Here is a 23,763-nt window from a genome sequence, read left to right as displayed (position 1 = left end):
GTGCCGGGAACAGGAATCGAAGCTGCGACCTCCCCCGAGATTGACGAAACGAGTCGGTCGCTCCTGCGACTGACGCGCTGTCGTCACACCACGTGATGGTGCCGGGAACAGGAATCGAACCTGCGACCTACTGATTACGAATCAGTCGCTCTACCGACTGAGCTATCCCGGCAAGGGGCGCGAATTATAGGGGGCATCCACGGGCGCGACAATTCGATGGCGGAGAGGGAGGGATTCGAACCCCCGGAACCTCGCGGTTCGGCGGTTTTCAAGACCGCTGCAATCGACCGCTCTGCCACCTCTCCGCGGGCGTACGATTCTATCCGAGTCGCTGCGGCGTGGCTGACCAGGCGGCGCCTTTCCGTTAAAATTCAGCTCCCTCCGCCGGCATGGGCCGGCGCTCAAGACGAGATCAGCGGAGTCAGATACCCATGAACGAGCAGGTGTTGAACGCAACCGCCAGGGCCATGGTGGCCGACGGGCGCGGCCTTCTGGCCGCCGACGAGAGCACGGGCACGATCGAGAAGCGCTTCAAGACCATCGGTGTCGAGAACTCCGAGGCCAACCGCCGTGCGTACCGCGACATGCTGTTCACGACGCCGGGCTTCGAGCAGCACACCAGCGGCGTGATCCTGTTCGAGGAGACGCTGTTCCAGTCGGGTCTGGACGGCACGCCGTTTCCGAAGCTGCTCGAATCCAAGGGCGTCATCCCGGGCATCAAGGTGGACAAGGGCACCAAGCCGCTGGCCGGCGCGCCGAACGAGGTGATCACCGAAGGTCTCGATGGTCTGCGTGACCGCCTGGCCAAGTACAAGGAGGCCGGCGCGCGCTTCGCCAAGTGGCGCGCGGTGATCACGATCGGTGATGGCATTCCGAGCGATTACTGCATCCACACCAACGCGCACGCGCTGGCGCGCTACGCCGCGCTGTGCCAGGAAGCCGACATCGTGCCGATCGTCGAGCCGGAGGTGCTGATGGATGCCGACAACACGCTCGAAGTCTGCGAGGCGGTGACCAACCGCACGCTCGCAGCGGTGTTCGACGAACTCGGCCGCCAGCGCGTCCTGCTCGAAGGCATGGTGCTCAAGCCGAACATGGTCGTGTCCGGCAAGAAGTGCCCGGTGCAGGCCGATATCCGCACCGTTGCCACGGCGACGCTGCGCACGCTCAAGCGCCATGTGCCGGCGGCGGTGCCGGGCATCGCCTTCCTGTCGGGCGGACAGTCCGATCTCGACGCCACCGCGCATCTGGACGCGATGAACCGGATGGGCCCGCATCCGTGGAAGCTGACCTTCTCCTACGGCCGTGCGCTGCAGGCCGCCGCGCTCAAGGCCTGGGGCGGTGCGAATGTCGAGGCCGGCAAGAAGGCGCACCTGCACCGTTCGAAGATGAACGGACTCGCCGCGCTGGGGCAGTGGGACGCCAAGCTGGAAAAGGCGGCGTAAGGCGCATCCTGCGCCAGTCGGGGCCGTTCGGCGGGACGAGGGTTCACCGGACTCTCGTCCGATCCGCCTCACTGGCCCCGACTTTCGATACAGGCACTCGCAGATGCTGGCTGTGCAGTACGATCGTTACGGTGGTCCTGAGGTCGTCGAAGTCCGCGAGGTCGCTCCGCCGGTCGCCGGGCCGGGCCAGATCCTGGTCCGCGTCGAGGCGGCGGCGCTCAATCCCAAGGACGTGCTGACGCGCGCCGGCAAGTTCGCATCGCTCGCCGGACGGCACTTCCCCAAGGGGCTGGGCTACGACTACGCCGGCGCCGTCGCCGCACTCGGTCCGGGCGTCGCCGGCGTGCGCGTCGGCGATCCGGTGTTCGGCATGCTGTCGGGCTGGCGCGGCTGTGCGCTGGCGCAGTCCGTGGCGGTCGGCGCCGACGAGTGGGCGCCGCGGCCAGCGGGCTTGCGTGCGACCGAAGCGGCGGCGCTGCCGCTGGTGGCACAGACCGCGCTGCAGGCGCTGCGCGACCTGGGGCGAGTCGGGCCCGGCAGTTCGGTGGCGATCCACGGCGCGTCCGGCGGCGTCGGCACGGTGGCCGTGCAGATTGCCAAGGCGCTCGGTGCGCGCGTGACGGCGCTGTGTGGCGCCGGCTCATTCGAACTGGTGCGCAGCCTCGGTGCGGACGCGGTGCATGATTACCGGCAAACCCCGCCATCCGTGCTGCCGGAGCACTTCGACTGCTTCTTTGATGCCTTCGGCAACCAGTCGTACTGGCGTCTGCGTCCGCGGCTCAAGGCGCGTGGCACGTATGTCACGACGGTTCCCAGCGTCGCCAACCTGTGCGACCACGCGCTCACGCAAGTCTGGCCTGGACGCACCGCGCGGCTGGTCGTGGTGCGCACGCGGCGCGCCGATCTGGAGCAGATCGCGCGCTGGGTCGAGGCTGGCGCGCTCCGGCCGGTCATCGCGCAGGTGTTGCCGCTCGCGCAGGTCCGCGCAGCACAGGACGCGCAGCAGAGCCGGCACACGCACGGCAAGATCGTGCTGACGATCCCTTAGACCGCGCGCTGCAGCAGTGCCAGCACGCGGCGCTCGGCCCAACTCTGCAGGCGCAGGTTCTCGATGAAGCCGCAGTGCCCGCCGTGCGCGGTGACTTCGAGATGGCGCAGGGAGCCGCCCGGCGAGAGTCCGCGGAAATCCTGCAGCGGGATCACCGGATCGTCGGCGGCGGTGATGATCGCCAGCGGCGACGGCGCCCCGACGATCTGCTCGTGCGTCAGCGTGTATGCGGCCAGATACGGCTCCATCGCGCCGTACTCGGTCTGTTCTTCGGCGAAGCGCGCGGTGATGTCGAGCAGCCGGTTCATCTGCAGGTAGCGGTCGGCCTGCGCCGCGTATTCCGGCCAGGCCGCGGCCTTGGCGCGCACGGTCTTGCGCCACTTGTTCATGAAGTACCAGCGGAACAGCGCTGGGCCGTCGTCGATCGCGGCGATCGTCGCGCGCGGATTGATCGATGGGCAGATACCGATGGTCAGACGGGGCACGACGCCCGCGGCCGGGCCGTGGATGCCGACGCGCAGCGCGAAGTTGCCCCCCAGCGAGAAGCCGATGACGAACAAGGGACGCGCCGCAGCGAATGCCTGCACGGCGCGGATCGCGCCGAGCACCTCGCCGATCCGCGCCGAGTGGAACACCTCGCGGTTGAGGTGATGCGTGCCGCCGTGGTCACGCAGGTTGAGGCGGAACACGTCGTAGCCGGCGCCGTACAGCGCGCAGGCCATCGAGTAGAGGTAGGTCGAGTCGTGGCAGCCCTCCCAGCCGTGGATCAGCACGGCGAGGCCGCGCGGCGTCCGGTCTGCCTGCTGCGAGTGATATCCGGTCAGGCGCACGCCGTCGCCGGCGTCGAGCATGTGGTGCTGCGCGACCGCCTCCATGCGGCTGCCGGCGGCGAGCCACCGGCGCCGGCGCGGTGACTTGGTCGCCAGGATCGACTGGATCTGCGCGTGGCGGATCAGTCGCGGGGGCCGGAATTCGGGTGCGGTGATCACAGCAGCCGGTCGAGGATGCGCTCGTAGATGGCGGACAGGCGCGGCAGGTCGGCGACGTTCACATGCTCGTTGACCTTGTGGATGCTGTCGTTGACCGGCCCGATCTCCACGGTCTGCGCGCCCCACGGCGCGAGGAAGCGCGCATCGGAGGTGCCGCCACCGGTGAACAGGCTCGGCGTCAGGCCGGTGACCTCCTGGATGCTGGCCTGCGCGGCCTCGATCAGCGCGCCGTTGCCGGTGAGGAAGGGTTCGCCCGACAGCCACCAGTCCGCTTCGTAGCGCAGGCCGTGGCGGTCGAGGATCTCCGTGACCCGTGCCTTGAGTCCCTCCGCGGTCGATTCGGTGCAGAAGCGGAAATTGAACACCAGGTCGGCATGGCCCGGGATCACGTTGTTGGCGCCGGTGCCACTGTGCAGGTTGGACACCTGGAACGAGGTCGGCGGGAAGTGCGCGTTGCCCGCGTCCCAGTGCGTCGCGCACAGTTCCGCCAGCGCCGGTGCCAGGCGATGGATCGGGTTGTCGGCCTTGTCGGGGTAGGCGACATGCCCCTGCCGGCCGAGCACCCTGAGGTTACAGCCCAGCGAGCCGCGCCGGCCGATGGTGATGCGGTCGCCCAGTCGGTGCGCAGCGGTGGCTTCGCCGACGATGGCGTAGTCGGGCCGGATGCCGCGCTGCCTGAGCACCTCGACGGCGTGGCGCGTGCCGTGGCGCGCGGCGCCTTCCTCGTCGCTGGTGATCAGGTAGGCGAGCGTGCCCTTGAGCGGGCGCCGGGCGACGAGGCGCTCGGTGGCGCAGACCATCGCGGCGAGGCCGGATTTCATGTCGGCAGCGCCGCGGCCGTAGAGCACGCCGTCGCGGATCGTCGGCACGAACGGATCGGTCGCCCACTGTTCGCGCGGGCCGGGCGGCACGACGTCGGTGTGACCGGCCAGGATCATCAGCGGGCCGCCGCTGCCGAGCGTCGCCCACAGATTGGTGACGCCGCCGGCGTTCAGGTATTCGATGGTGAAACCCAGAGGCTGCAGGCGCTGCGCGATCAACTCGCAGCAGCCGGCGTCGTCCGGCGTCAGCGAACGCCGCTCGATCAGTCGTTGCGTCAGGTCGAGAACGGAATCGCTGTCCCCGATTCCCGATTCCCGATTCCCGATTCGCGGCTTCATAAATCCCGCAGCAGCGCGTTGATGCCAACCTTCCTGCGGGTCTTCTCGTCCACGCGCTTGACGATCACCGCGCAGCTCAGGTTGTAGCGGCCGCCATCCCTGGGTAGAGAACCGGCGACGACGACCGCGCCAGCGGGCACCCGGCCGTAGCCGATCTGGCCGGATTCGCGGTCATAGATCGGCGTCGATTGGCCGATGAATACGCCCATCGAGATCACCGCGCCCTTCTCGACGACGACGCCCTCGACGATCTCCGAACGCGCGCCGATGAAGCAGTCGTCCTCGATGATGGTCGGGCTGGCCTGCAGCGGTTCGAGCACGCCGCCGATGCCGACGCCGCCGGAGAGGTGGCAGTTCGCACCGATCTGCGCGCAGGAGCCGACCGTGGCCCAGGTATCGACCATGGTGCCGCTGCCGACGTACGCGCCGATGTTGACGTAGGACGGCATCAGGATCGCGCCGGGCGCGATGTAGGCGCCCTTGCGCACCGCGGCCGGGGGCACGACGCGCGCGCTCTGCGCCTTGAACCGGGCTTCGGTCCAGCCGGCGTACTTGAGCGGCACCTTGTCGTAGCCGGACAGCGCGCCCATTTCGATCGGCGCGTTGTCGTGCAGGCGGAAGTACAGCAGCACGGCCTTCTTCAGCCATTCGTTGACGGTCCAGCCGTCCGCAGCCGGCTCGGCGACGCGCGCCGTGCCGCTGTCGAGCAGTTCGATCGCCTCGGCGACGGCAGTGCGCAGCGCGGCGTCGGCACGGTTGAGCGTGTCGCGGCCTTCCCAGGCCGACTCGATCGTGGTTCGCAGCTTGTTCGTGGTCATGGGGGTCGGGGGGTGGGGTGATGGCGTCAGCCCGCGTCGCGGCGGTCGAGCGTGCGCACGAGGACTTCGCGCAGGTCCTCGATGGCCTTCTCGTCGGTGAGCGGGCGGTGCATGCGGTCGGTGATGTAGAACACGTCCTCGGCGCGTTCGCCGATGGTCTGGATCTTGGCGGCGTTGAGCAGGATGCCGCGCTTCTGGAACACGCGGCCGATCAGCGACAGCAGGCCCGGCTGGTCGGCCGTCACCAGCTCCAGCAGCGTGCGTTTGCGCGTCGGGTCCTGGCTGAAGTACAGCTGCGTCGGTGTATCGAAATGCCTGAGGCGTTGCGGCAGGCGCCGGTTGACGTCGATCGTCGAGACTTCCGGATCGCTGAGTACCTTGCGCAGGGCATCGCGGATCTCGCCGGTGCGCATCGGCGCGGTGATCGGCGTATTGTCGCTCTCGATGACCACGTAGGAATCGAGCACGAAGCCGTCGTCCGTGGTGTGCAGGCGCGCGTCGAGGATGTTCAGGCCCAGGCGCGCGAGCAGGCCGGTGGACAGGCCGAACAGGTGGTCGCGGTCGCGCGTGTAGACGAAGACCGTCGTGCCGCGCTCATCGACGTTCTCGACCAGCACGATGGGCAGCTGGTTCTCGGTGGCGTTGGCGATCGCCGGCAGCTGCCAGGCCAGTTCCTCTGGCGTGTGGCGCAGGAAGTAGTCGCGGTCGAAGCGCGTCCACACGGCTTCGGCGACGTTCGGATCGACGCCGCGTGCGGTCAGCAACGACAGCGCGCGGCCGCGCGTCTCCCGCGCACGCTCCTGTTCGAGCGAGGACGGGTCGATGCCGCCTTCGAGGATGCGGATGCTCTGCCGGTACAGATCCTTGAGCAGCGACTCGCGCCAGGAGTTCCACAGCGCCGGATTGGTGCCGCGGATGTCGGCGCAGGTCAGCAGGAACAGGTAGTCCAGGCGTGTGCGGTCGCCGACCTTGCGGGCGAACTCGGTGACGACGCGCGCGTCGCTGATGTCCTGCTTCTGCGCGGTCAGCGACATCAGCAGGTGGTTCTGCACCAGCCAGGCGACGAGGTCCGCGTCGGCGTGCGACAGGCCGTGTGTCAGGCAGAACTGCGCGGCTTCCGACGCGCCGATGTCGGAATGATCGCCGCCGCGTCCCTTGGCCATGTCGTGCCAGAACGCGGCGAGGTACAGCAGTTCCGGCTTGGCGAGGCGGTCCATGACCTCGCTGCAGTACGGCAGCTCGTGACGGAAGCGCGGCATCGCGAAGCGGCGCGCGTTGCGCAGCACATACAGGATGTGCTCATCGACGGTGAGCGTGTGGAACAGGTCGTACTGCATGAGGCCGACGATGCGGCCGAACTCCGGCACGTAGCGGCCGAGCACGCCGTAGCGGTTCATGCGGCGCAGGTTGCGCGTCAGCCCGCGGCCCTCGCGGAACATCTCCATGAACAGCGCGCGCGCCTTGACCGAGGTGCGCACCTCGTCGGTCAGCAGGCGGCCGTCGCGCAGGATCATGCGCAGGGTCTGTGCGCGGATGCCCTCGATCCTCGGGTGCTGCTGCAGCAGCAGGAAGACTTCGAGCAGCGCCCAGGGTTGCTTGCGGAAGACGTCGTCGTCGCGCGCCTCGATGTAGCCGTGGCGCACCTGGAAGCGCGGATTGAGTGGCTCGGGCGCGCCGGCGTCCGGGTAGAGGATCGCCTCCTCGAACAGCTGCAGCAGCATGTCGTTGAGGCAGGACAGCGACTTGATCGTGCGGTAGTACAGCTGCATGAACTGCTCGACCGCCTTGTTGGTGTCGGTGTCCACGTAGCCGAACAGCTGCGCGACGCGCACCTGGCTGTCGAACAGCAGGCGGTCCTCGCGGCGGCCGCTGATCATGTGCAGCGCGAAGCGCACGCGCCACAGGAAATCCTGTCCGGCGAACAGCTCGTCGCACTCCTGCTTGGTCAGGAAGCCGCGCTCGCGCAGCTCGGTCAGTGTCTGTGCGCCGAAATGACGCTTGGTGACCCAGCCGATGGTGTGGATGTCGCGCAGGCCGCCGGGGCTTTCCTTGACGTTGGGTTCGAGCTTGTAGCCTGTGTCGTCGAACTTGCGGTAGCGCGCGGCCTGCTCGGCCTTCTTCGCCTCGAAGAATTCGCGCACCGGCCAGACCCGGTCCGGCGTCAGCGCCTGCTGCATCTGCCGGAACAGCCGCTCGTCGCCGTCGAGCAGGCGCGCCTCGAGCAGGTTGGTCATCACGGTGATGTCCTTGCCGGCTTCGGCGACGCAGTCGGTGACGGTGCGCGCGCTCTGGCCGACTTCCAGGCCGATGTCCCAGGAGAACGCGGTCAGGGCCTCCAGCGCCTTGCGATGCGCCTCCAGCGCGTCGCCGCTGTACAGGAGCAGGATATCGATGTCGGAATGCGGCAGCAGTTCGCCGCGTCCGTAGCCGCCGACCGCGACCAGCGCGAGGCCCTCGGTGACATCCGGCAGGAACTTGTGCCAGGCCGCGCGCAGCACTTCATCGACCAGATGCGAGCGCGCGTGGACCAGCGAGTCGGCCGGCATGCCCTCGCCGAACAGGCTGTAGAGGCGGTCGCGGCCCCAGCGCAGCGTGTCGCGGAACGCCGCGATCGCATAGCCGCCCTGGGCCAGCCGCGAACGGATGCGCGGCGCGCTGAAGATGGTGGCGGCCTCTTCCTCGGCGAGATCGAATTCAGCGCCCAAGATAAACCTCGTCGCGTAGCGACGCTCGCGTCCCTCGCCCGCGCAGCGGGAGAGGGGGGGACCATTTGCGGAGCAAATGGTGGGGTGAGGGCCACGCGCGCATTACCGCTGATTATATTTCGTCTTCGCGCAGTGTCAGGATTTCGTAGCCGGTCGCGGTGACCAGGACCGTATGCTCCCACTGTGCCGACAGCGAGTGGTCCTTCGTGACCACGGTCCAGCCGTCCGGCAGCAGCTTCACCTCCGGACGACCGGCGTTGACCATCGGTTCGATGGTAAAGGTCATGCCGGCCTGCAGTTCGAGGCCGGTGCCGGGGCGGCCGTAGTGCAGCACCTGCGGGTCCTCGTGGAAGACGCGGCCGATGCCATGCCCGCAGTACTCGCGCACGATCGAGAAGCCGCGCTGTTCGACATAACGCTGGATCGCGTGGCCGATGTCGCCCAGGCGCGTGCCCGGACGCACGACGCGGATGCCCTCGAACATCGCCTCGCGCGTGGCCTCGGTGAGCCGCCGCGCGAGGATGCTCGGTTCGCCGACGTAGAACATGCGGCTGGTGTCGCCGTGGAAGCCGTCCTTGATCACGGTGACGTCGATGTTGATGACGTCGCCCTTCTTGAGCACCTTGGGGCCGGGGATGCCGTGGCAGACGACGTGGTTGACCGAGGTGCAGATCGACTTGGGGAAGGCGGGGCGACCGGGCGCGGCGCCGTAGTTCAGCGGCGCCGGGATGCAGCCGAGGTCCTTGACGATGTAGTCGTGGCAGATGCGGTTGAGTTCGTCGGTGCTGACGCCGGCCTTCACGTGAGGCTCGATCATCGTCAGCACGCGGCCGGCGGCGACGCCGGCTTCCCGCATCTTCTGCTGCTCGTCCGGGGTCTTGATGGTGACGGTCATGCGTGGCGGACGCCTGCGCCCGCAAACTCGTTGTTTTGAAAGGGGCGCTATGGTATAAAGCGCGCCCTTCAAAGGCAATGCGCAAGGCCGGAACGGCCCCGCAGCGACTTTGAAAATCCATCCGCGCCCATCCAGGGTGCGTCTTCCGCGGAAGACGGCTCGGCGCGGTCTGCCACAACCTAGGAGCTCTGAAGTCAATGGCGAATGTCACCATGCGCCAGTTGCTGGAGGCGGGCGTCCATTTCGGACACCGCACCCGCTACTGGAACCCGAAGATGGACCAGTACATCTTCGGCGACCGTAACCGCATCCACATCATCAATCTCGAGCAGACGCTGCCGATGCTGAAGGACGCCAGTTCCTTCGCCGGCAAGGTCGCTGCCAGCGGCGGCCGCGTGCTGTTCGTCGGCACCAAGCGCGCCGCGCGCGAGGCGATCGAGGAAGAGGCCAAGCGCTGCGGCATGCCGTATGTCAACCAGCGCTGGCTGGGCGGCACGCTGACCAACTTCAAGACCGTGAAGGGTTCGGTCAAGCGCCTGATCGAGATGGAGAAGCAGGTCGAGGACGGCTCCATCAACCGCCTCACCAAGAAGGAGCAGCTGAATTTCCAGCGCGAGCTGGAGAAGCTGCGCAAGTCGCTGGGCGGCATCAAGGAGATGCCGACCCTGCCCGACTGCCTGTTCGTCATCGACACCGGCTACGAGAAGAACGCGATCGCCGAGGCCAAGAAGCTCGGCATCCCGGTCATCGCCGTGGTCGATAGCAACAACGATCCGTCGCTGATCGACTGGGTGATCCCGGGCAACGACGATGCCACGCGTGCGATCCGCGTCTATACGCAGTGCATCGCCGACGCGGTGATCGAAGGCCGCGGCAGCAACACCACCGGCCGCATCGAGGAAGCCGTCGAGGCGGCCGAGGAGCGGCCGGCCCCGCGCAAGCCGCGTTCGGCGCCGCGCAAGAGCGGCGGCGAGGGCCGTCCGTCGCGTGGCCGTCGCGCCGAACAGACGGAGGAGTAAGTCATGGCGCAGATCACAGCGGCCCTGGTCAAGGAGCTGCGCGACCGCACCGGCGCCGGCATGGGCGACTGCAAGAAGGCGCTGGAAGCCACCGACGGCAATCTGGACGCCGCCGCCGAGAAGCTGCGCATGGACGGCGCGGCCAAGGCCGACAAGAAGGCCGGTCGCACCGCTGCCGAAGGCGTGCTCGCGTTCGCGTCCACCGCCGACGCGGTGGCCATCGTCGAGCTCAACTGCGAGACCGACTTCGTCGCCAAGGGCGAGGATTTCCGCGGTCTGGCCAAGCGTGCCGCCGAAGCGGCGGTCCAGCAGCGGCCGGCCAGCCTGGAGGCGCTCGTCAACATCAAGGCGGGTGCAGAGACGCTCGACGAGGCGCGCCGTGCGATGGTCGGCCGGATCGGCGAGAACATGACGATCCGCCGTTTCGAGGTCGTGACCAAGGCGGGCGGTCCGCTGGTCACCTACATGCACCCCGGCGACAAGATCGGCGTGATCCTGGCGATGGACGCCGGCGACGAGGCCACGGGCAAGGATCTGGCGATGCACGTCGCGGCGATGAGCCCCCGCTACCTGGACGCCGCCAGCGTTCCGGCGGAAGTGCTCGACTCCGAGCGCCGCATCATCGAGGCGCAGGTCGCCGAGCAGGCGGCCGGCAAGCCGGCGCAGATCGTCGAGAAGATGGTCAGCGGCAAGCTCGCCAAGTTCGTCGCCGAGATCACGCTGCTCGGCCAGCCGTTCGTCAAGAATCCGGACGAGACGGTCGAGAAGCTGCTCAAGTCGAAGAACGCCAGGGTCGCGCGCTTCGTGCGCTACGCCGTCGGCGAGGGCATCGAGAAGCAGCAGACCGACTTCGCCGCGGAAGTCATGGCACAGGCGGGCATCAAGGCGTCCACTTGAGGCGGATTCCGCGTTAACATTCCGCAGCTACGAGGTAGGAGGGCCCCGGCGACGGGGCCTTCTCTTAAGCGCAGTCCCGGAAATCGCCTGTCCATGAGCGCCACACCTGCCTATCAGAGAATTCTGCTCAAGCTCTCCGGCGAGGCGCTGATGGGGCGCATGGACTTCGGCATCTCGCCGGAAGTGATGAGCTTCCTGGCGCACGAGATCAAGGAGATCGTCGAAGCCGGCGTGCAGGTCGCGCTGGTGGTCGGCGGCGGCAACATCTTCCGCGGCGAGGGCCTGGCCCGCGCCGGCATGGACCGCGTCACCGGCGATCACATGGGCATGCTGGCGACGGTCATCAATGGCCTGGCGCTGCAGGACGCCATCGAGCGTGTCGGCGTGCCGGTGCGTGTGCAGTCGGCGCTGCGCATCAACGAGGTCTGCGAGGACTACATCCGCCGCAAGGCGGTGCGCCACTTGGAGAAGGGGCGCGTGGTGGTGTTCGCCGCCGGCACCGGCAACCCGTTCTTCACGACCGATTCCGCCGCCGCCCTGCGCGCGATCGAGATCAACGCCGACCTGATGCTCAAGGCCACCAAGGTCGATGGCGTCTACACCGCCGATCCGAAGAAGAATCCGGATGCGCGCCGCTACGACGAGCTGACCTACGACGAGGCGCTCGACCGCCGACTCGGCGTCATGGACCAGACCGCGATGGTGCTGTGCCGCGATCACCAGGTGCAGCTGCGTGTGTACGACATGGACCGTCCCGGCGCGCTCAAGGCGATCGTCATGGGTGACCGGACGATCGGCACGCAGGTGCATAGTTGACGTCCTGTCCAGGACGCGGCCCTCCGTGGCCGCGACTTTCAAAACGAGCCAGAGCGCTTTTATGAGTGACTTGAACAGCATCAAGAGCGACGCCAGCAAGCGCATGCAGAAGTGCGTCGATACGCTCAAGACCGAGCTGATGAAGCTGCGCACCGGGCGTGCCAATGCCGCCCTGCTGGATCACGTGCGGGTCGATTACTACGGCTCGGAAGTGCCGGTGTCGCAGGCCGCGTCGGTCACGGTCGAGGATTCGCGGACGATCTCGATCACGGCCTGGGACAAGTCCATGGTCGGTGCGATCGAGAAGGCGATCCTGACCTCGGATCTGGGCCTGACGCCGAACACGGCCGGCACGACCATCCGCATCGTCATGCCGCCGCTGACCGAGGAGCGCCGCCGCGAGCTGACCAAGGTGGTCAGGCACGAGGCCGAAACCGCGCGCGTGGCGGTGCGCAACGTGCGCCGCGACGCCAATCAGGCGATCAAGGACCTGGAGAAGGCCAAGACCATCGGTGCCGACGACGTCAAGCGTGGCGAGACCGAGATCCAGAAGCTGACCGACCAGTTCGTCGCCAAGATCGACGAGGCGGCCGCGGCCAAGGAAAAAGAGCTACTGTCGATGTGATGCGGCGCGTGCGATGACCAAGCAGGCCCCGACACTCAAAGACCCCGGCGTGCCGCGTCACGTCGCCATCATCATGGACGGCAACGGACGCTGGGCGCAGCAGCGCCACAAGGCGCGGGCCTTTGGTCATCGCGCCGGGGTGCGCGCCGTGCGCAAGGTGGTGCGCGCCGCCGCCCGCGCCGGCGTGGAGGCGCTGACGCTGTTCGCGTTCTCGCAGGAGAACTGGCAGCGGCCCGAACTGGAAGTGCGCCTGCTGATGCAGCTGTTCGTCACGACACTGGCGCGCGAGGTGAACACGCTGCACAAGAATGGTTTTCGCGTGCGCTTCATCGGCGATCACCGCGACTTCCCCACCGAACTGCGCGAGCAGATGCGTCAGGCCGAGGCACTGACCGCCGGCAACGGCGGCCTGCGTCTGCTGGTCGCGGTGGGCTACGGCGGCCAGTGGGACATCGTCCAGGCCGCGCAGCGCGCACTGGCCGACGGCGCCGGCATCAGCACCGAGTCGATCGAGGCCCGGCTCGCCACCGGCGACGTGCCGCATCCGGACCTGATGATCCGCACCGGCGGCGAGAGCCGCATCAGCAACTTTCTGCTCTGGCAGCTCGCCTATACCGAGCTGTACTTCACGCCGGTGCTGTGGCCGGATTTCGACGACGCGGCCTTTGCCGCCGCGCTGGCGTGGTACGCCAGCCGTGAGCGGCGCTTCGGCCGCGTGCCGGAAGCGGCGTGATGCCGGCGTCCGTTCACCGGCGATCGAACCTGCGGAGCCCGTCATGCTGATTCAGCGCGTCGTCACCGCGCTGGTGCTGCTGCCGCTGCTGCTCGGTCTGGTCTGGTATGCGCCGACCGCCGCGGTGTACGGCGCGTTCGCGGCGGCCGGCGCGCTGATCGCCTGGGAGTGGTCCGGCCTGATGCAGGGCGTGGCGCGCGGCGGGCGCATCGCCTACGCCGCCGGGGTCCTGGCCGTGCTCGTCGCGGCCTGGTGGACGCCGCTGCGCGGCCCCTGGCTGCCGTGGCTGCTCGGCCTCGCCTGCCTGTGGTGGCTGGGTGCGCCACTGTTGTTCCGCGGATTCCCGGACAAGCTGAAACAGCGTCCGCTGGGGACCCCGGTGATGGGCGCGCTCGGACTGCTGCTGATCGCCTCGACCATCCTGGCGCTGGCGCATCTGCACGCGCAGGCCGGTGGCCCGCTCAAGCTGCTGTTCCTGCTGTTCCTGGTGTTCGCCGCCGATACCGGGGCGTTTCTCGCGGGGCGCAATTTCGGCCGGCACAAGCTGGCACCGGCGATCTCGCCGGGCAAGACCGTGGAGGGCGCGATCGGCGGGTTGCTGCTGTGCGCCGCCTGGGCGCTGACCGCGGGCACCTACGTCTTCGCCGTCGATGGGGGACAGCTGCCCTGGCTGCTCGCCCTGTCGCTGCTGACCGCCGTTGCGAGTATCGTGGGCGACCTGGTGGAGTCGATGTTCAAGCGCATTTCCGGCATCAAGGACAGCGGCCACATCCTGCCGGGCCATGGCGGGGTCCTGGATCGCGTGGACAGCATTCTCGCCGCCGCGCCGGTCATGGTGCTGGGTCTCACCCTGCTGGGACTCTGAGCATGTCGCAGCAACTCGTGGTGCTCGGTGCGACCGGCACGATCGGTCGCAACACGCTGGACGTCGTCCGCCGCAACGGCGAGCGCATCCAGGTGCTGGCGCTGAGCGCGCACCGCGACGTCCACGGGCTGCTCGAGCTGTGCCGCGAGTTCCGCCCCGAGTACGCCGCACTGGCGGAGCCGCAGGCGGCCGCCACGCTGACGCGCGAACTGGCCCGCGCCGGCCTGCCGACCGAGGTGCTCGCCGGGGCCGACGGCGTCGCCCGCATCGCCGCGCTCGATCGGGCCGACCAGGTGATGTCGGCGATCGTCGGTGCGGTCGGCCTGCTGCCGACGCTGGCCGCGGTGCGCGCCGGCAAGCGGGTGCTGATCGCCAACAAGGAACCGCTGGTGATGGCCGGCGGCCTGCTCCTGGCCGAGGCCGCGCGCCACGGCGCCACGCTCATCCCGATCGATTCCGAGCACAACGCGATCTTCCAGTGCCTGCCGGCCGGCAGCCGCTGCGGTACGGCGCCGGCGGGCGTGCGGCGCCTGATTCTCACCGCGTCGGGCGGACCTTTCCGCGAAACGCCGATCGAAGCGCTGGCCGCGGTCACGCCGGCGCAGGCGGTGCGCCATCCGAACTGGGTCATGGGCCCGAAGATCTCGGTCGATTCGGCGACGATGATGAACAAGGGTCTCGAACTGATCGAGGCCGCGGTGCTGTACGCGCTCGACGAGGCCCGGCTCGACGTGGTCATCCACCCGGAGAGCGTCGTGCATTCGATCGTCGAGTACATCGACGGTTCGATGCTGGCGCAGCTCGGCGCGTCCGACATGCGCGTGCCGATCGCGCACGCCCTGGCCTGGCCCGAGCGCTGGACCTCCGGCGTCGGCGGGCTGGATCTGGCCGGATTGGCACGCCTGCGCTTCGAGGCGCCGGACCTGCAGCGCTTTCCCTGCCTGGGCCTGGCGCGCGCGGCGCTGCGCGCCGGGGGCGCGATGCCGAACGTATTGAACGCAGCCAACGAAGTCGCTGTCCAAGCCTTCCTGGATCAGCGCCTGCCGTTCACCGGGATCGCCGCGGCGATCGAGCGCACGCTCGAAGCCGCCGAGCGCAGCGGCGCCGGGCCGGGGGACGACCTCGACGCCATCCTGGCGATCGACGGCTGGGCGCGCAGGGCTGCGGGAGAGTTCGTGAATGCTTGACGTGTTGTGGTCGATGGCGGGCTTCGTGGTCGCGATCAGCGTGCTGGTCGCGTTCCACGAGTACGGCCATTACTGGGTGGCGCGCCGCTGCGGCGTCAAGGTGCTGCGGTTCTCGATCGGCTTCGGCCGGCCACTGTGGACGCGGCGCACGCGCGACGGCGTCGAGTGGGTGGTCTCCGCGCTGCCGCTGGGCGGCTACGTCAAGATGCTCGACGAGCGCGAGCAGGACGTCGCGCCGGCCGAGCGGCACCTGGCGTTCAACAACGCCAGCGTCTGGCGGCGCATCGCCATCGTCGCCGCCGGTCCTGCGTTCAACTTCGGTCTCGCGGTGCTGCTGTACTGGGGCACCTACGTCATCGGCATCGAGGGTTTGCGGCCGATCGTCGCGGCACCGGCCGCGCAGAGCGTGGCGGCGCGGCAGGGCATCCGCGAGGGCGACGAGGTGCTGTCGCTCAATGGCCGGCCGGTGGCGACCTGGACCGATCTGCACGCGATGCTCATCGATCTCGCCCTCGACCGTTCGCAGCTGGTGCTGGACCTGCGCACCGCCCAAGGGGCGAACCGGGAAGTGCTGCTCGACCTGTCCGGCGTGCGTATGGAGCCCGAGCTGCTGTTCGAGGACATCGGTCTGCGGCCCTACGAACCGCGCATGCGCGCGGTGATCGACGAGGTGATGCGGGGCGAGGCCGCGGAAGCCGCCGGCCTGCAGGTCGGCGACGAACTGCTGAGCATCGACGGCACGCCGATCGAGTCCTGGCAGCAGTGGGCGCAGTGGGTGCGTGCGCATCCGGGCGAAGTCGCGCAGCTCGGCATCCGCCGCGGCGGCGAGACGCGGGTGCTGCGCGTGGTCATCGGCCGCCAGATCGAGGGCGAGCGCGTCATCGGCCGCTTCGGTGCCGCCGTGGCGAAGCCCGGGGACTTGTGGCAGGATTTGCGCGCCGTCAGCCGCCTGGGGGTGGTCGATGCGGCGACGGAGGCCGTCGCGCAGACCTGGAGGATGTCGTGGCTGACGCTGCGCATGCTCGGGCGGATGGTCACCGGCGACATCTCGGTGAAGAACGTCAGCGGTCCGATCCAGATCGCCCAGGTCGCGGGCGTGTCCGCGCAGATCGGTCTGGTGTCTTTCCTCAGTTTCATGGCCGTCGTCAGCGTCAGTCTGGGTGTGTTGAACCTGCTGCCGGTGCCGGTTCTGGATGGCGGCCACCTGCTGTATTACGGCGTCGAGGCGCTGACGGGGTCGCCGGTTTCGGAGCGTGCCCAGTTGGCGGGGCAGCGTCTGGGGCTGACGCTGCTGGCCCTGCTGATGGGACTGGCGTTCTATAACGACATCGTGCGTCTGCTGAACTGAAGAAGAATCCATCCCGGTGAGCACACTCAAGTATCCGAAGACCGCGTTGGTCTGTGCGGTCGCTGCCCTCGCCTTGACCGCCCGGGCGCATGCGTTCGAGCCGTTCAGGATCAGCGATATCCGTGCCGAGGGCCTGCAGCGCCTGGAAATCGGCACCGTGCTGACCTACCTGCCGCTGGCGGTGGGCGATCAGCTCAACGCCGCGACTTCCCGTCAGGCGATCCAGTCGCTGTACGCCTCCGGCCTGTTCCAGGACGTGCAGCTCGAACGCGACGGCGATGCGCTGGTGATCCGCGTGCAGGAACGCCCGGCGATCTCCAAGTTCGAGATCAAGGGCAACGACAAGATCGGCGGCGACGAACTCAAGCAATCGCTGAAGAACCTGGGTCTGGCCGAAGGCGAGCTGTTCCGCCGCGAGCTGCTCGACCAGGTCGAGCAGGAGCTGCGCCGCCAGTATTACGCCAACGGCTACTACGACGTCGCCATCGATCCGAAGGTGACCGAGGAGCCGAACAACCGCGTGAGCCTTAAGATCGACGTCACCGAAGGCCGCGTGACGAAGATCAAGGACATCAACATCATCGGCAACACGGTTTTCAGCGACGACGAGCTGAAGAAGCAGTTCGAGCTCGAGGCGACCAGCTGGGTGCCGTTCCAGCGCTCCGACCGCTACTCCAAGCAGAAGCTGGTCGGTGATCTGGAGAAGCTGCAGTCGTACTACCAGGATCGCGGCTATCTGAAGTTCAACGTGCGCTCGGTGCAGGTCGCGCTGACGCCGGAGAAGGAGTCGATCTACGTCACCGTCAATGTCGAGGAAGGCGAGATCTACAAGGTCAAGGACCGCCGCTTCTCCGGGGAGACGATCCTCAACGAGCGCTATCTCGAAGCGCTGACGACGACGCGCGCCGGCGACACCTTCTCGCGCAAGGAAGCCACCGAATCGGCCAACCGCATCGAGGCGGCACTGTCGGACATCGGCTACGCCTTCGCCCAGGTCACGCCGATTCCGGAGATCGACGAGGAGAACCGCCGCGTCGGCATCAATTACTACATCGAACCCGGCAAGCGCGCCTACGTGCGCCGCATCAGTTTCTCCGGCAACACCGGCACCAACGACGAGACGCTGCGCCGCGAGATGCGCCAGCTGGAGGCGGCGCCGTTCTCGAAGTCGGCGGTCGAGCGTTCGCGCGTGCGTCTCGCGCGCCTGCCGTTCATCGAGGAGGCCGAGGTCGAGACCCAGCCGGTCGCCGGCTCCGACGACCTCGTCGATATCCGCTTCAAGGTCAAGGAGCGCCCGCCGGGCTCGGTGCAGTTCGGCGTCGGCTATTCCGGCGCGCAGGGCTTCCTCGTCACCGGCAGCCTGACGCACACCAACTTCCTCGGCACCGGCAACCGGCTCGATCTGTCGGTCGAGAACAACACGATCTCGCGCAGCATCAACCTCGGCTGGACCGATCCGTACTTCACCGAGGACGGCATCAGCCAGTCGGTGTCGGTGTTCTATCGCGAGTCGGAGTCGGTGATCCGCTACTCGTCGGGATTCAATTCGAACATCGTTGGCGCCAACCTGACCTACGGCATTCCGCTGTCGGAGTTCGTGTCGCTGCGCGCCGGCTTCGGTTACGAGGAAGTGGCGCTGGAGACCTTCCCGGGCACGACCTCCGACGAAGTGCTCGAATTCGTCGTGCGCAACGGCACGCGCTACGGGACGCTGCAGGCGCGCACCGGCATCAGCTACGACTCGCGCAACCGCACGTTCTTCGCCACCCGGGGCGCGCTGCACAGCTTCAACATCGACCTCGCCATCCCGGGCAGCGACCTCGAGTACTTCAACGCGCTGTACCGCGGCCAGTACTACATGGCGCTGCCGTACAGCTTCACGATGCAGTTCAGCGGCTCGATCGGCTACGTCGATGGCTACCACAGCAGCGACGAGGTGCCGCCCTACGAGAAGTTCTACGCCGGCGGCCCGCGCACGGTGCGCGGCTATCGCGACGGCTCGCTCGGACCGCTCGACACGCCGTTCCGCAACCCGATCGGCGGCAACCTGCGCACCACCGGGCAGGCGGAGCTGATCATTCCGCTGCCGATCGAGAGCGACGGCAAGTCCACGCGCCTGTCGGCATTCTTCGACATCGGCAACGTGTTCGCCACGCCGGGCGATTTCGAGTTCGCAGAGCTGCGCCAGTCGGCCGGCCTGGCCTTCGCCTGGTTCACGCCGTTCCTGGGTCTGCTGCAGATGAGCTATGCCTATCCGCTGAACGCGGTCAGCAGCGATCGCACCGACCGCTTCCAGATCACCTTCGGTTCCGGTTTCTGACCGGAGCCGGAACTCAACCAAGCATCATCGAGAGAGAGACGAAAAGATGTTCAAGACCGCGCTTGCCGCCGCCGCGCTGACGGCGTCCCTGTTCGCCGCCGTGCCGGCCTACGCCGAGACCAAGATCGCTGCGATCCGTTCCAACGAGCTGGTGCAGCAGTCGCCCCAGTTCAAGGCCGGGCAGGACAAGATGAAGCAGGAGTTCGAGCGCCGCGCCAACGAACTCGAGGCCGAAGCCAAGAAGTTCGGCGAGGACGTGAAGAGCTTCCAGAAGGAAGCCGAGCTGCTGTCGGCCGCCGACCGCGCGAAGAAGGAGAAGGATCTCAACACGCGCAAGATCGACCTGGAGTACAAGACGCGCCAGTTCCAGGAAGAGCGCGCGACGCGCGAGCGTCAGCTGTTCGCCGACATGATGACCAAGATCAAGGGCGTCATCGAGCAGGTCGCCAAGGAGAAGGGTGTCGGGCTGGTGATCGAGAATCCGGTGTATGCCGAAGCGGGCATCGACATCACCGACGAAGTGCTCAAGCGCCTGCAGGCGGCCAAGTAGTCCGGCTGCGGGCAGGCTCGCCCGCATGCCACCCATCGAAGGCCGGGACTCGCTATGCTGGCGCCCGGCCTTTTTCGTGAGCGATGGAAATCCGCAACATGAAAGCCTGGAGCCTTCAGGAGCTCGCCGAGCGCTTTGGTCTGGACGCGGTCGGCGATGGCGGCGCCACGGTGGACGGCGTCTGCACCCTGCTGCCCGGACAGCCCGGCCGCCTGTCGTTCCTGTCCAATCCCAAGCTGCGTGCGAGCCTGGCGCAGACCCGCGCCGGCGCGGTGATCGTCGGTGAGCGCGACCGGGCCGGACTGACGACGCCCGGGCTGGTGGCGAAGGATCCGTATCTGGCCTACGCGCGCATCGCGCGGCTGTTCGATCCCGACCGGGATTTCACCCCGGGTGTCGATGCGCGCGCCAGTGTCGCCGCCGACGCACGGCTCGGCGCCGGCTGCCACGTCGGGCCGGGTGCGGTGATCGAAGGCGGCGCGCGTCTGGGCGCGGGCGTGTTCGTCGGGCCCAACTGCGTGGTCGGGCGCGATGCGCAGGTCGGCGACGGCAGCCGTCTGGTCGCCAGTGTCTATGTCGGACCGCGCGTGCGCATCGGCCTGCGCTGCCAGATCCAGCCGGGCGCCGTCGTCGGCGGCCGAGGTTTCGGCAATGCGCGCGGACCGGACGGCTGGGAGGAGGTGCCGCAGCTCGGCACGGTGATCGTCGGCGACGACGTCGAGATCGGCGCCAACACCTGCATCGACCGCGGCGCGATCGAGGACACGGTGATCGAGAACGGCGTGCGCCTGGACAACCTGATCATGATCGCGCACAACTGCCGTATCGGTGCGCACACCGCAATCGCCGCCTGCACCGGCATCGCCGGCAGTACGCGCATCGGCAGCCGCTGTATGATCGGCGGCGCCGCCGGCATCGCCGGGCACATCGAGATCGCCGATGATGTCGTCCTCCTGGGGCGGGCGATGGTTACCGGATCGATCCTGCACAAGGGCGTCTACGGCTCCGGCCTGCCGCTCGACGAGGCGCGCGAGTGGCGCAGGACCGTCGCGCGTATCCGCCGGCTCGGCAAGCTCGAGGAGCGTCTCAGGTCGGTCGAGCGCCGCCTGGGTCTGGGCGCATCCACCACGGAGTCGGACGAAGGTCAGGACGATGCTTGATATCCGGGAAATTCTGCAGCTGCTGCCGCACCGCTACCCGTTCCTGCTGGTCGATCGCGTGCTGTCGATCGAGGACGAGGGGCGCGTGCTCAACGCGATCAAGAACGTCACCTTCAACGAGCCGTATTTTCCCGGCCATTTTCCGGGTTTGCCGACGATGCCGGGTGTGATCCTGCTCGAAGCGATGGCGCAGGCCTGCGGCATCCTCGCCATCCAGAAGTCGGGCCTGAGCAAGAACGACGGACTGATCCTGTACTTCGCGGGCATCGACGAGTGCCGCTTCAAGCGGCCGGTCGTCCCTGGCGACCAGCTGCGCTTTCGCGTCGAGCTGGACAAGCAGAAGCGGGACTTGTGGAAGTTCAAGGCGCAGGCCACGGTCGAAGGCGAGCTGGCCTGCTGCGCGGACATGATGTGCGTGCTCAAGCACACGCAGCGCTCGGCCCAGGAGGACTGATCCCGTGCGCATCCATCCCACTGCGATCATCGACGCGAAGGCTGAGCTGGATGCCAGCGTCGAGGTCGGCCCGTATTCGATCATCGATGCCGGTGTGCGCATCGGCGCCGACACCTGGATCGGTCCGCACGTGGTGTTGCGCGGACCGATGACGATCGGTCGCGGCAACCGGATCTTCCAGTTCGCGTCGCTCGGCGAGATCTCGCAGGACAAGACCGCGAAACACGAGGACGCGACGCGCGTCGAGATCGGCGACGGCAACACGATCCGCGAGTACGTGACGATCCAGCGCGGCACGCTCAAGGACCAGGGCCTGACCAAGGTCGGCGATCACAACTGGATCATGGCGCAGGCGCACATCGCGCACGACTGTATCGTCGGATCGCACACGATCCTGGCCAACGGTGCGACGCTCGCCGGGCATGTCACGATCGAGGACGGCGTCGGTCTGGGCGGCTACACGCTCGTGCACCAGTTCTGCCGCATCGGCGCATCGGCCTACACCGGCGGCGGCTCGGTGGTGCTCCGCGACCTGCCGCCGTACGTGATCGCCGAAGGCCATCCGGCCCGTCCGCGCGGCATCAACAGCGAAGGACTCAAGCGGCGCGGGTTCTCGCCGGAGGAGATCGAACGGGTCAAGGATGCGTACAAGCTGATCTACACCTCGGGCCTGCTGATGGGCGAGGTCAAACTCAAGCTCGCCGAGATGGCGCAAGACTCGGTGCACGTCGGCCGCATGCTGGCCTTCATCGAAGGCTCGAAGCGCGCGCTGGCGCGTTGAACGTGAGGCGTGAGGCGTGAGGCGGAGATTCCAGACGCTGCCCGTGGCAGTTCCTGCCCGGCGAACGCCGGGGGTCGGGGTCACGGGCCGGTTCCGTGACAACTGAGCGGCCCACTGTCGCATTCGTTGCCGGTGAAATTTCCGGTGACATCCTCGGCGGCGCGATCGTCGCGGCACTGAAGGCGCAGCGACCTGACATCCACTGCTACGGCGTCGCCGGTCCGCGCATGGTCGCGGCGGGCTGCGAGGCGATCGCGTCGATCGACGCGCTGTCGGTGATGGGGCTGGCCGAGGTGCTGCGCGAGCTGCCGCATCTGCTGCGCTTCCGGCGCGAGCTGGTCCAGCGCCTGTTGCGCGACCGCCCCGACATCGTCGTCGGCATCGACGCGCCGGATTTCAACCTCGGTCTCGAACTGCGCCTGCGCGCGCGCGGCTTGCGCACCGTGCACGTCGTCAGCCCGACGGTCTGGGCCTGGCGCGCCGGGCGCGTCAAGACCATCGCGCGAGCCGTCGAGCGCATTCTCTGTCTGTTCCCCTTCGAGCCGGCCTGGTACGCGCAGCACCACGTGCGTGCGGAGTACGTCGGTCATCCGTTGGCCGACGAGCTGGACGACAGTGTCAGCCTCGAACAAGCCCGGCAGCAGCTCGCACTGGATACGACAGGACCACTGGTGACGGTGATGCCCGGCAGCCGCGGCGGCGAGATCCGCTATCTCGCCGAACCGTTCGCCCGGGCAGCGCACTGGCTGCACCGACGCGTGCCCGGGATCCGCTTCGTCACGCCGGTGGCCAAGCCGGCGCTGCGCGCGCCGATCGAAGCGGCGATCCGCGCCCACGCCCCGGACGTGCCCTGGCGACTCATCGATGGCGACTCGCGCACGGCGATGCGGGCCGGCGACGCGGTGCTGCTCGCGTCCGGCACGGCGACGCTGGAGTGTCTGCTCGTCGGCCGGCCGATGGTCGTCGCCTACCGGGGCTCGGCGCTGACGGCGTTCCTGATGCTGACGCTCGGGCTGCTGAAGACGCGGTACGTCAGTCTGCCCAATCTGCTGTGCGCCGAGCCGGTGGTGCCGGAGCTGCTCCAGGATGCAGCGCGGCCGGCGGCCTTGGGGGAACAGGTCCTGAGGCTGCTGCAGGATCCCGCGGCCCGGCAGCACCAGCTGGCGCAGTTCGCCGACGTGCGCGCGCGGCTGCGGCGCGACGCGGGACGCCGTGCCGCCGAGGCGATTCTGGGCGTCCTGTCAACGCCACTACAATCGACGGCCGCAGTGGCGGAGTCGGGTACGCGATGATCGCAGGCGTCGATGAGGCGGGGCGGGGCTGTCTGGCCGGGCCGGTCTATGCCGCCGCGGTGATGTTCGGTGAGGCGGTACCCGAGGGTCTGAACGACTCGAAGAAACTCTCAGCGGTGCGGCGCGAGCGCTTGTTCGACGTGATCTGCGCGCAGGCTGCCGGCTGGTGCATCGCGCGCGCCGACGTCGCGGAGATCGACCGCGTCAACATCCTGCAGGCGACCTTCCTGGCGATGCAGCGAGCCATCGCCGGCCTGCCGATCGCACCGACGGAGGTCTGGATCGACGGCAACCAGGCGCCGCGTCTGTCGTGCCGGGTGCGCACGATCGTCGGCGGCGACGCGCTGGAACCGGCGATCATGGCGGCCAGCATCCTCGCCAAGGTCGCGCGCGACCGGGAGCTGATCCGCCTCGACGCCGAATTCCCCGCCTACGGCTTCGCCCGTCACAAGGGCTACGGCACGCCGGATCACTTGGCCGCGCTGCGGCGCTGCGGGCCGAGCGTGCAGCATCGCATGAGCTTCGCGCCGTGCAGGCAGCTCGCACTGCCGGGAATCGGCAATGGGGAATCGGGCATCGTCAAAGCGCAGGATCGAGCTGCTTTGGCTTCTGCGATACCCGATTCATGTTTCCCCATTCCCACGGAGGCGTAGCCT

22 protein-coding genes and 2 tRNA genes are annotated in these 23,763 nt (G+C 68.1%); 17 read left to right on the top strand and 7 right to left on the bottom strand.

Translation table 11 applies throughout. From position 1 onward, the window contains the following. Nucleotides 1-96 precede the first annotated feature (96 nt). Both AAG565_RS12915 and AAG565_RS12910 read right to left on the bottom strand, forming a co-directional pair. Nucleotides 97-172, bottom strand: a tRNA-Thr gene (locus AAG565_RS12915). A 45-nt stretch (nucleotides 173-217) separates the two neighbouring features. Continuing rightward, a tRNA-Ser gene (locus AAG565_RS12910) sits at nucleotides 218-305 on the bottom strand. A 126-nt stretch (nucleotides 306-431) separates the two neighbouring features. Here AAG565_RS12910 and AAG565_RS12905 point away from each other — a divergent pair. Both AAG565_RS12905 and AAG565_RS12900 read left to right on the top strand, forming a co-directional pair. Beyond that, on the top strand, nucleotides 432-1,445 hold the full coding sequence (locus tag AAG565_RS12905) for a class I fructose-bisphosphate aldolase (RefSeq protein WP_348820022.1): 1,014 nt from the start codon (nucleotides 432-434) through the stop codon (nucleotides 1,443-1,445). A 103-nt stretch (nucleotides 1,446-1,548) separates the two neighbouring features. Then, nucleotides 1,549-2,493, top strand: a complete 945-nt coding sequence (locus tag AAG565_RS12900; protein WP_348820021.1) for an NAD(P)-dependent alcohol dehydrogenase — start codon at nucleotides 1,549-1,551, stop codon at nucleotides 2,491-2,493. On the opposite strand, the gene AAG565_RS12895 is transcribed toward AAG565_RS12900, so the two are convergent. From AAG565_RS12895 to map, 5 genes are all read right to left on the bottom strand, one after another. Next, a complete protein-coding gene (locus tag AAG565_RS12895) occupies nucleotides 2,490-3,482 on the bottom strand; it encodes an alpha/beta fold hydrolase (protein WP_348820020.1) in 993 nt (330 codons plus the stop codon). The two genes, AAG565_RS12900 and AAG565_RS12895, sit on opposite strands and share 4 nt — an antisense overlap. Next, complete coding sequence (gene dapE / locus AAG565_RS12890; protein ID WP_348820018.1) at nucleotides 3,479-4,642, bottom strand: succinyl-diaminopimelate desuccinylase; 1,164 nt, start codon at nucleotides 4,640-4,642, stop codon at nucleotides 3,479-3,481. Before dapE ends, AAG565_RS12895 begins: the two co-directional genes overlap by 4 nt. Further along, nucleotides 4,639-5,460 (bottom strand): 2,3,4,5-tetrahydropyridine-2,6-dicarboxylate N-succinyltransferase, encoded by an 822-nt coding sequence (gene dapD, locus AAG565_RS12885; RefSeq protein ID WP_348820017.1) that lies wholly within the window; start codon nucleotides 5,458-5,460, stop codon nucleotides 4,639-4,641. Before dapD ends, dapE begins: the two co-directional genes overlap by 4 nt. Before the next feature lie 26 nt (nucleotides 5,461-5,486). Then, the gene (glnD, locus tag AAG565_RS12880) at nucleotides 5,487-8,165 is read right to left on the bottom strand and encodes a [protein-PII] uridylyltransferase (protein WP_348820016.1); all 2,679 of its coding nucleotides are present in this window, start codon (nucleotides 8,163-8,165) and stop codon (nucleotides 5,487-5,489) included. A gap of 112 nt (nucleotides 8,166-8,277) precedes the next feature. Beyond that, nucleotides 8,278-9,060, bottom strand: a complete 783-nt coding sequence (map, locus tag AAG565_RS12875) for a type I methionyl aminopeptidase (RefSeq protein WP_348820015.1) — start codon at nucleotides 9,058-9,060, stop codon at nucleotides 8,278-8,280. A gap of 197 nt (nucleotides 9,061-9,257) precedes the next feature. Between map and rpsB the strand changes: the two genes are divergently transcribed. From rpsB to AAG565_RS12800, 15 genes are all read left to right on the top strand, one after another. Beyond that, complete coding sequence (rpsB, locus tag AAG565_RS12870) at nucleotides 9,258-10,079, top strand: 30S ribosomal protein S2 (protein ID WP_348820014.1); 822 nt, start codon at nucleotides 9,258-9,260, stop codon at nucleotides 10,077-10,079. Nucleotides 10,080-10,082: 3 nt separating this feature from the next. Further along, nucleotides 10,083-10,976 carry a translation elongation factor Ts gene (tsf, locus tag AAG565_RS12865; protein WP_348820013.1) on the top strand — a complete coding sequence of 298 codons (894 nt, stop codon included), beginning with the start codon at nucleotides 10,083-10,085 and terminating at the stop codon, nucleotides 10,974-10,976. Nucleotides 10,977-11,069: 93 nt separating this feature from the next. Further along, nucleotides 11,070-11,792: a UMP kinase gene (gene pyrH / locus AAG565_RS12860; RefSeq protein ID WP_348820012.1), complete on the top strand. Its 723-nt coding sequence runs from the start codon at nucleotides 11,070-11,072 to the stop codon at nucleotides 11,790-11,792. Between the two features lie 61 nt (nucleotides 11,793-11,853). Next, entirely contained in the window at nucleotides 11,854-12,417 is a 564-nt protein-coding gene (gene frr, locus AAG565_RS12855; protein ID WP_348820011.1) for a ribosome recycling factor, read from the top strand. A 13-nt stretch (nucleotides 12,418-12,430) separates the two neighbouring features. After that, a complete protein-coding gene (uppS, locus tag AAG565_RS12850) occupies nucleotides 12,431-13,150 on the top strand; it encodes a polyprenyl diphosphate synthase (RefSeq protein ID WP_348820010.1) in 720 nt (239 codons plus the stop codon). Between the two features lie 43 nt (nucleotides 13,151-13,193). Continuing rightward, entirely contained in the window at nucleotides 13,194-14,015 is an 822-nt protein-coding gene (locus AAG565_RS12845) for a phosphatidate cytidylyltransferase (protein ID WP_348820009.1), read from the top strand. Between the two features lie 2 nt (nucleotides 14,016-14,017). Continuing rightward, the gene (gene dxr / locus AAG565_RS12840) at nucleotides 14,018-15,202 is read left to right on the top strand and encodes a 1-deoxy-D-xylulose-5-phosphate reductoisomerase (RefSeq protein WP_348820008.1); all 1,185 of its coding nucleotides are present in this window, start codon (nucleotides 14,018-14,020) and stop codon (nucleotides 15,200-15,202) included. Then, nucleotides 15,195-16,550, top strand: a complete 1,356-nt coding sequence (rseP, locus tag AAG565_RS12835; RefSeq protein ID WP_348820007.1) for an RIP metalloprotease RseP — start codon at nucleotides 15,195-15,197, stop codon at nucleotides 16,548-16,550. Before dxr ends, rseP begins: the two co-directional genes overlap by 8 nt. A 16-nt stretch (nucleotides 16,551-16,566) precedes the next feature. Continuing rightward, nucleotides 16,567-18,870, top strand: coding sequence for an outer membrane protein assembly factor BamA (gene bamA, locus AAG565_RS12830; protein WP_348820006.1), 2,304 nt, complete (start codon nucleotides 16,567-16,569; stop codon nucleotides 18,868-18,870). Between the two features lie 46 nt (nucleotides 18,871-18,916). Next, nucleotides 18,917-19,420, top strand: a complete 504-nt coding sequence (locus tag AAG565_RS12825; RefSeq protein WP_348820005.1) for an OmpH family outer membrane protein — start codon at nucleotides 18,917-18,919, stop codon at nucleotides 19,418-19,420. A gap of 98 nt (nucleotides 19,421-19,518) precedes the next feature. Continuing rightward, nucleotides 19,519-20,580, top strand: a complete 1,062-nt coding sequence (gene lpxD, locus AAG565_RS12820) for a UDP-3-O-(3-hydroxymyristoyl)glucosamine N-acyltransferase (RefSeq protein WP_348820003.1) — start codon at nucleotides 19,519-19,521, stop codon at nucleotides 20,578-20,580. After that, complete coding sequence (gene fabZ, locus AAG565_RS12815; RefSeq protein ID WP_348820002.1) at nucleotides 20,573-21,034, top strand: 3-hydroxyacyl-ACP dehydratase FabZ; 462 nt, start codon at nucleotides 20,573-20,575, stop codon at nucleotides 21,032-21,034. The genes lpxD and fabZ overlap by 8 nt, the downstream gene beginning before the upstream one ends. A 4-nt stretch (nucleotides 21,035-21,038) precedes the next feature. Further along, complete coding sequence (lpxA, locus tag AAG565_RS12810) at nucleotides 21,039-21,815, top strand: acyl-ACP--UDP-N-acetylglucosamine O-acyltransferase (RefSeq protein WP_348820001.1); 777 nt, start codon at nucleotides 21,039-21,041, stop codon at nucleotides 21,813-21,815. A gap of 95 nt (nucleotides 21,816-21,910) precedes the next feature. Continuing rightward, the gene (lpxB, locus tag AAG565_RS12805; protein WP_348820000.1) at nucleotides 21,911-23,107 is read left to right on the top strand and encodes a lipid-A-disaccharide synthase; all 1,197 of its coding nucleotides are present in this window, start codon (nucleotides 21,911-21,913) and stop codon (nucleotides 23,105-23,107) included. Continuing rightward, nucleotides 23,104-23,760, top strand: coding sequence for a ribonuclease HII (locus AAG565_RS12800; RefSeq protein ID WP_348819999.1), 657 nt, complete (start codon nucleotides 23,104-23,106; stop codon nucleotides 23,758-23,760). Before lpxB ends, AAG565_RS12800 begins: the two co-directional genes overlap by 4 nt. The last annotated feature ends 3 nt before the right edge of the window (nucleotides 23,761-23,763 follow it).

The organism is Fontimonas sp. SYSU GA230001 (assembly GCF_040066175.1).
In the GTDB taxonomy this organism is placed as follows: domain Bacteria; phylum Pseudomonadota; class Gammaproteobacteria; order Nevskiales; family Nevskiaceae; genus Solimonas.
Note: the sequence above shows the minus strand (reverse complement) of the source record. Positions and strands in the feature narration are given on the sequence as shown.

What these genes read in the sequence shown, in the direction of transcription:
- AAG565_RS12905 (WP_348820022.1), top strand. Translation starts at nt 432, where the DNA reads ATGAACGAGCAGGTGTTGAACGCAACCGCCAGGGCCATGGTGGCCGAC.
- AAG565_RS12900 (WP_348820021.1), top strand. Translation starts at nt 1,549, where the DNA reads ATGCTGGCTGTGCAGTACGATCGTTACGGTGGTCCTGAGGTCGTCGAA.
- dapE (WP_348820018.1), bottom strand. Translation starts at nt 4,642, where the DNA reads ATGAAGCCGCGAATCGGGAATCGGGAATCGGGAATCGGGGACAGCGAT.
- dapD (WP_348820017.1), bottom strand. Translation starts at nt 5,460, where the DNA reads ATGACCACGAACAAGCTGCGAACCACGATCGAGTCGGCCTGGGAAGGC.
- map (WP_348820015.1), bottom strand. Translation starts at nt 9,060, where the DNA reads ATGACCGTCACCATCAAGACCCCGGACGAGCAGCAGAAGATGCGGGAA.
- rpsB (WP_348820014.1), top strand. Translation starts at nt 9,258, where the DNA reads ATGGCGAATGTCACCATGCGCCAGTTGCTGGAGGCGGGCGTCCATTTC.
- tsf (WP_348820013.1), top strand. Translation starts at nt 10,083, where the DNA reads ATGGCGCAGATCACAGCGGCCCTGGTCAAGGAGCTGCGCGACCGCACC.
- pyrH (WP_348820012.1), top strand. Translation starts at nt 11,070, where the DNA reads ATGAGCGCCACACCTGCCTATCAGAGAATTCTGCTCAAGCTCTCCGGC.
- frr (WP_348820011.1), top strand. Translation starts at nt 11,854, where the DNA reads ATGAGTGACTTGAACAGCATCAAGAGCGACGCCAGCAAGCGCATGCAG.
- uppS (WP_348820010.1), top strand. Translation starts at nt 12,431, where the DNA reads ATGACCAAGCAGGCCCCGACACTCAAAGACCCCGGCGTGCCGCGTCAC.
- AAG565_RS12845 (WP_348820009.1), top strand. Translation starts at nt 13,194, where the DNA reads ATGCTGATTCAGCGCGTCGTCACCGCGCTGGTGCTGCTGCCGCTGCTG.
- dxr (WP_348820008.1), top strand. Translation starts at nt 14,018, where the DNA reads ATGTCGCAGCAACTCGTGGTGCTCGGTGCGACCGGCACGATCGGTCGC.
- rseP (WP_348820007.1), top strand. Translation starts at nt 15,195, where the DNA reads ATGCTTGACGTGTTGTGGTCGATGGCGGGCTTCGTGGTCGCGATCAGC.
- AAG565_RS12825 (WP_348820005.1), top strand. Translation starts at nt 18,917, where the DNA reads ATGTTCAAGACCGCGCTTGCCGCCGCCGCGCTGACGGCGTCCCTGTTC.
- lpxD (WP_348820003.1), top strand. Translation starts at nt 19,519, where the DNA reads ATGAAAGCCTGGAGCCTTCAGGAGCTCGCCGAGCGCTTTGGTCTGGAC.
- fabZ (WP_348820002.1), top strand. Translation starts at nt 20,573, where the DNA reads ATGCTTGATATCCGGGAAATTCTGCAGCTGCTGCCGCACCGCTACCCG.
- AAG565_RS12800 (WP_348819999.1), top strand. Translation starts at nt 23,104, where the DNA reads ATGATCGCAGGCGTCGATGAGGCGGGGCGGGGCTGTCTGGCCGGGCCG.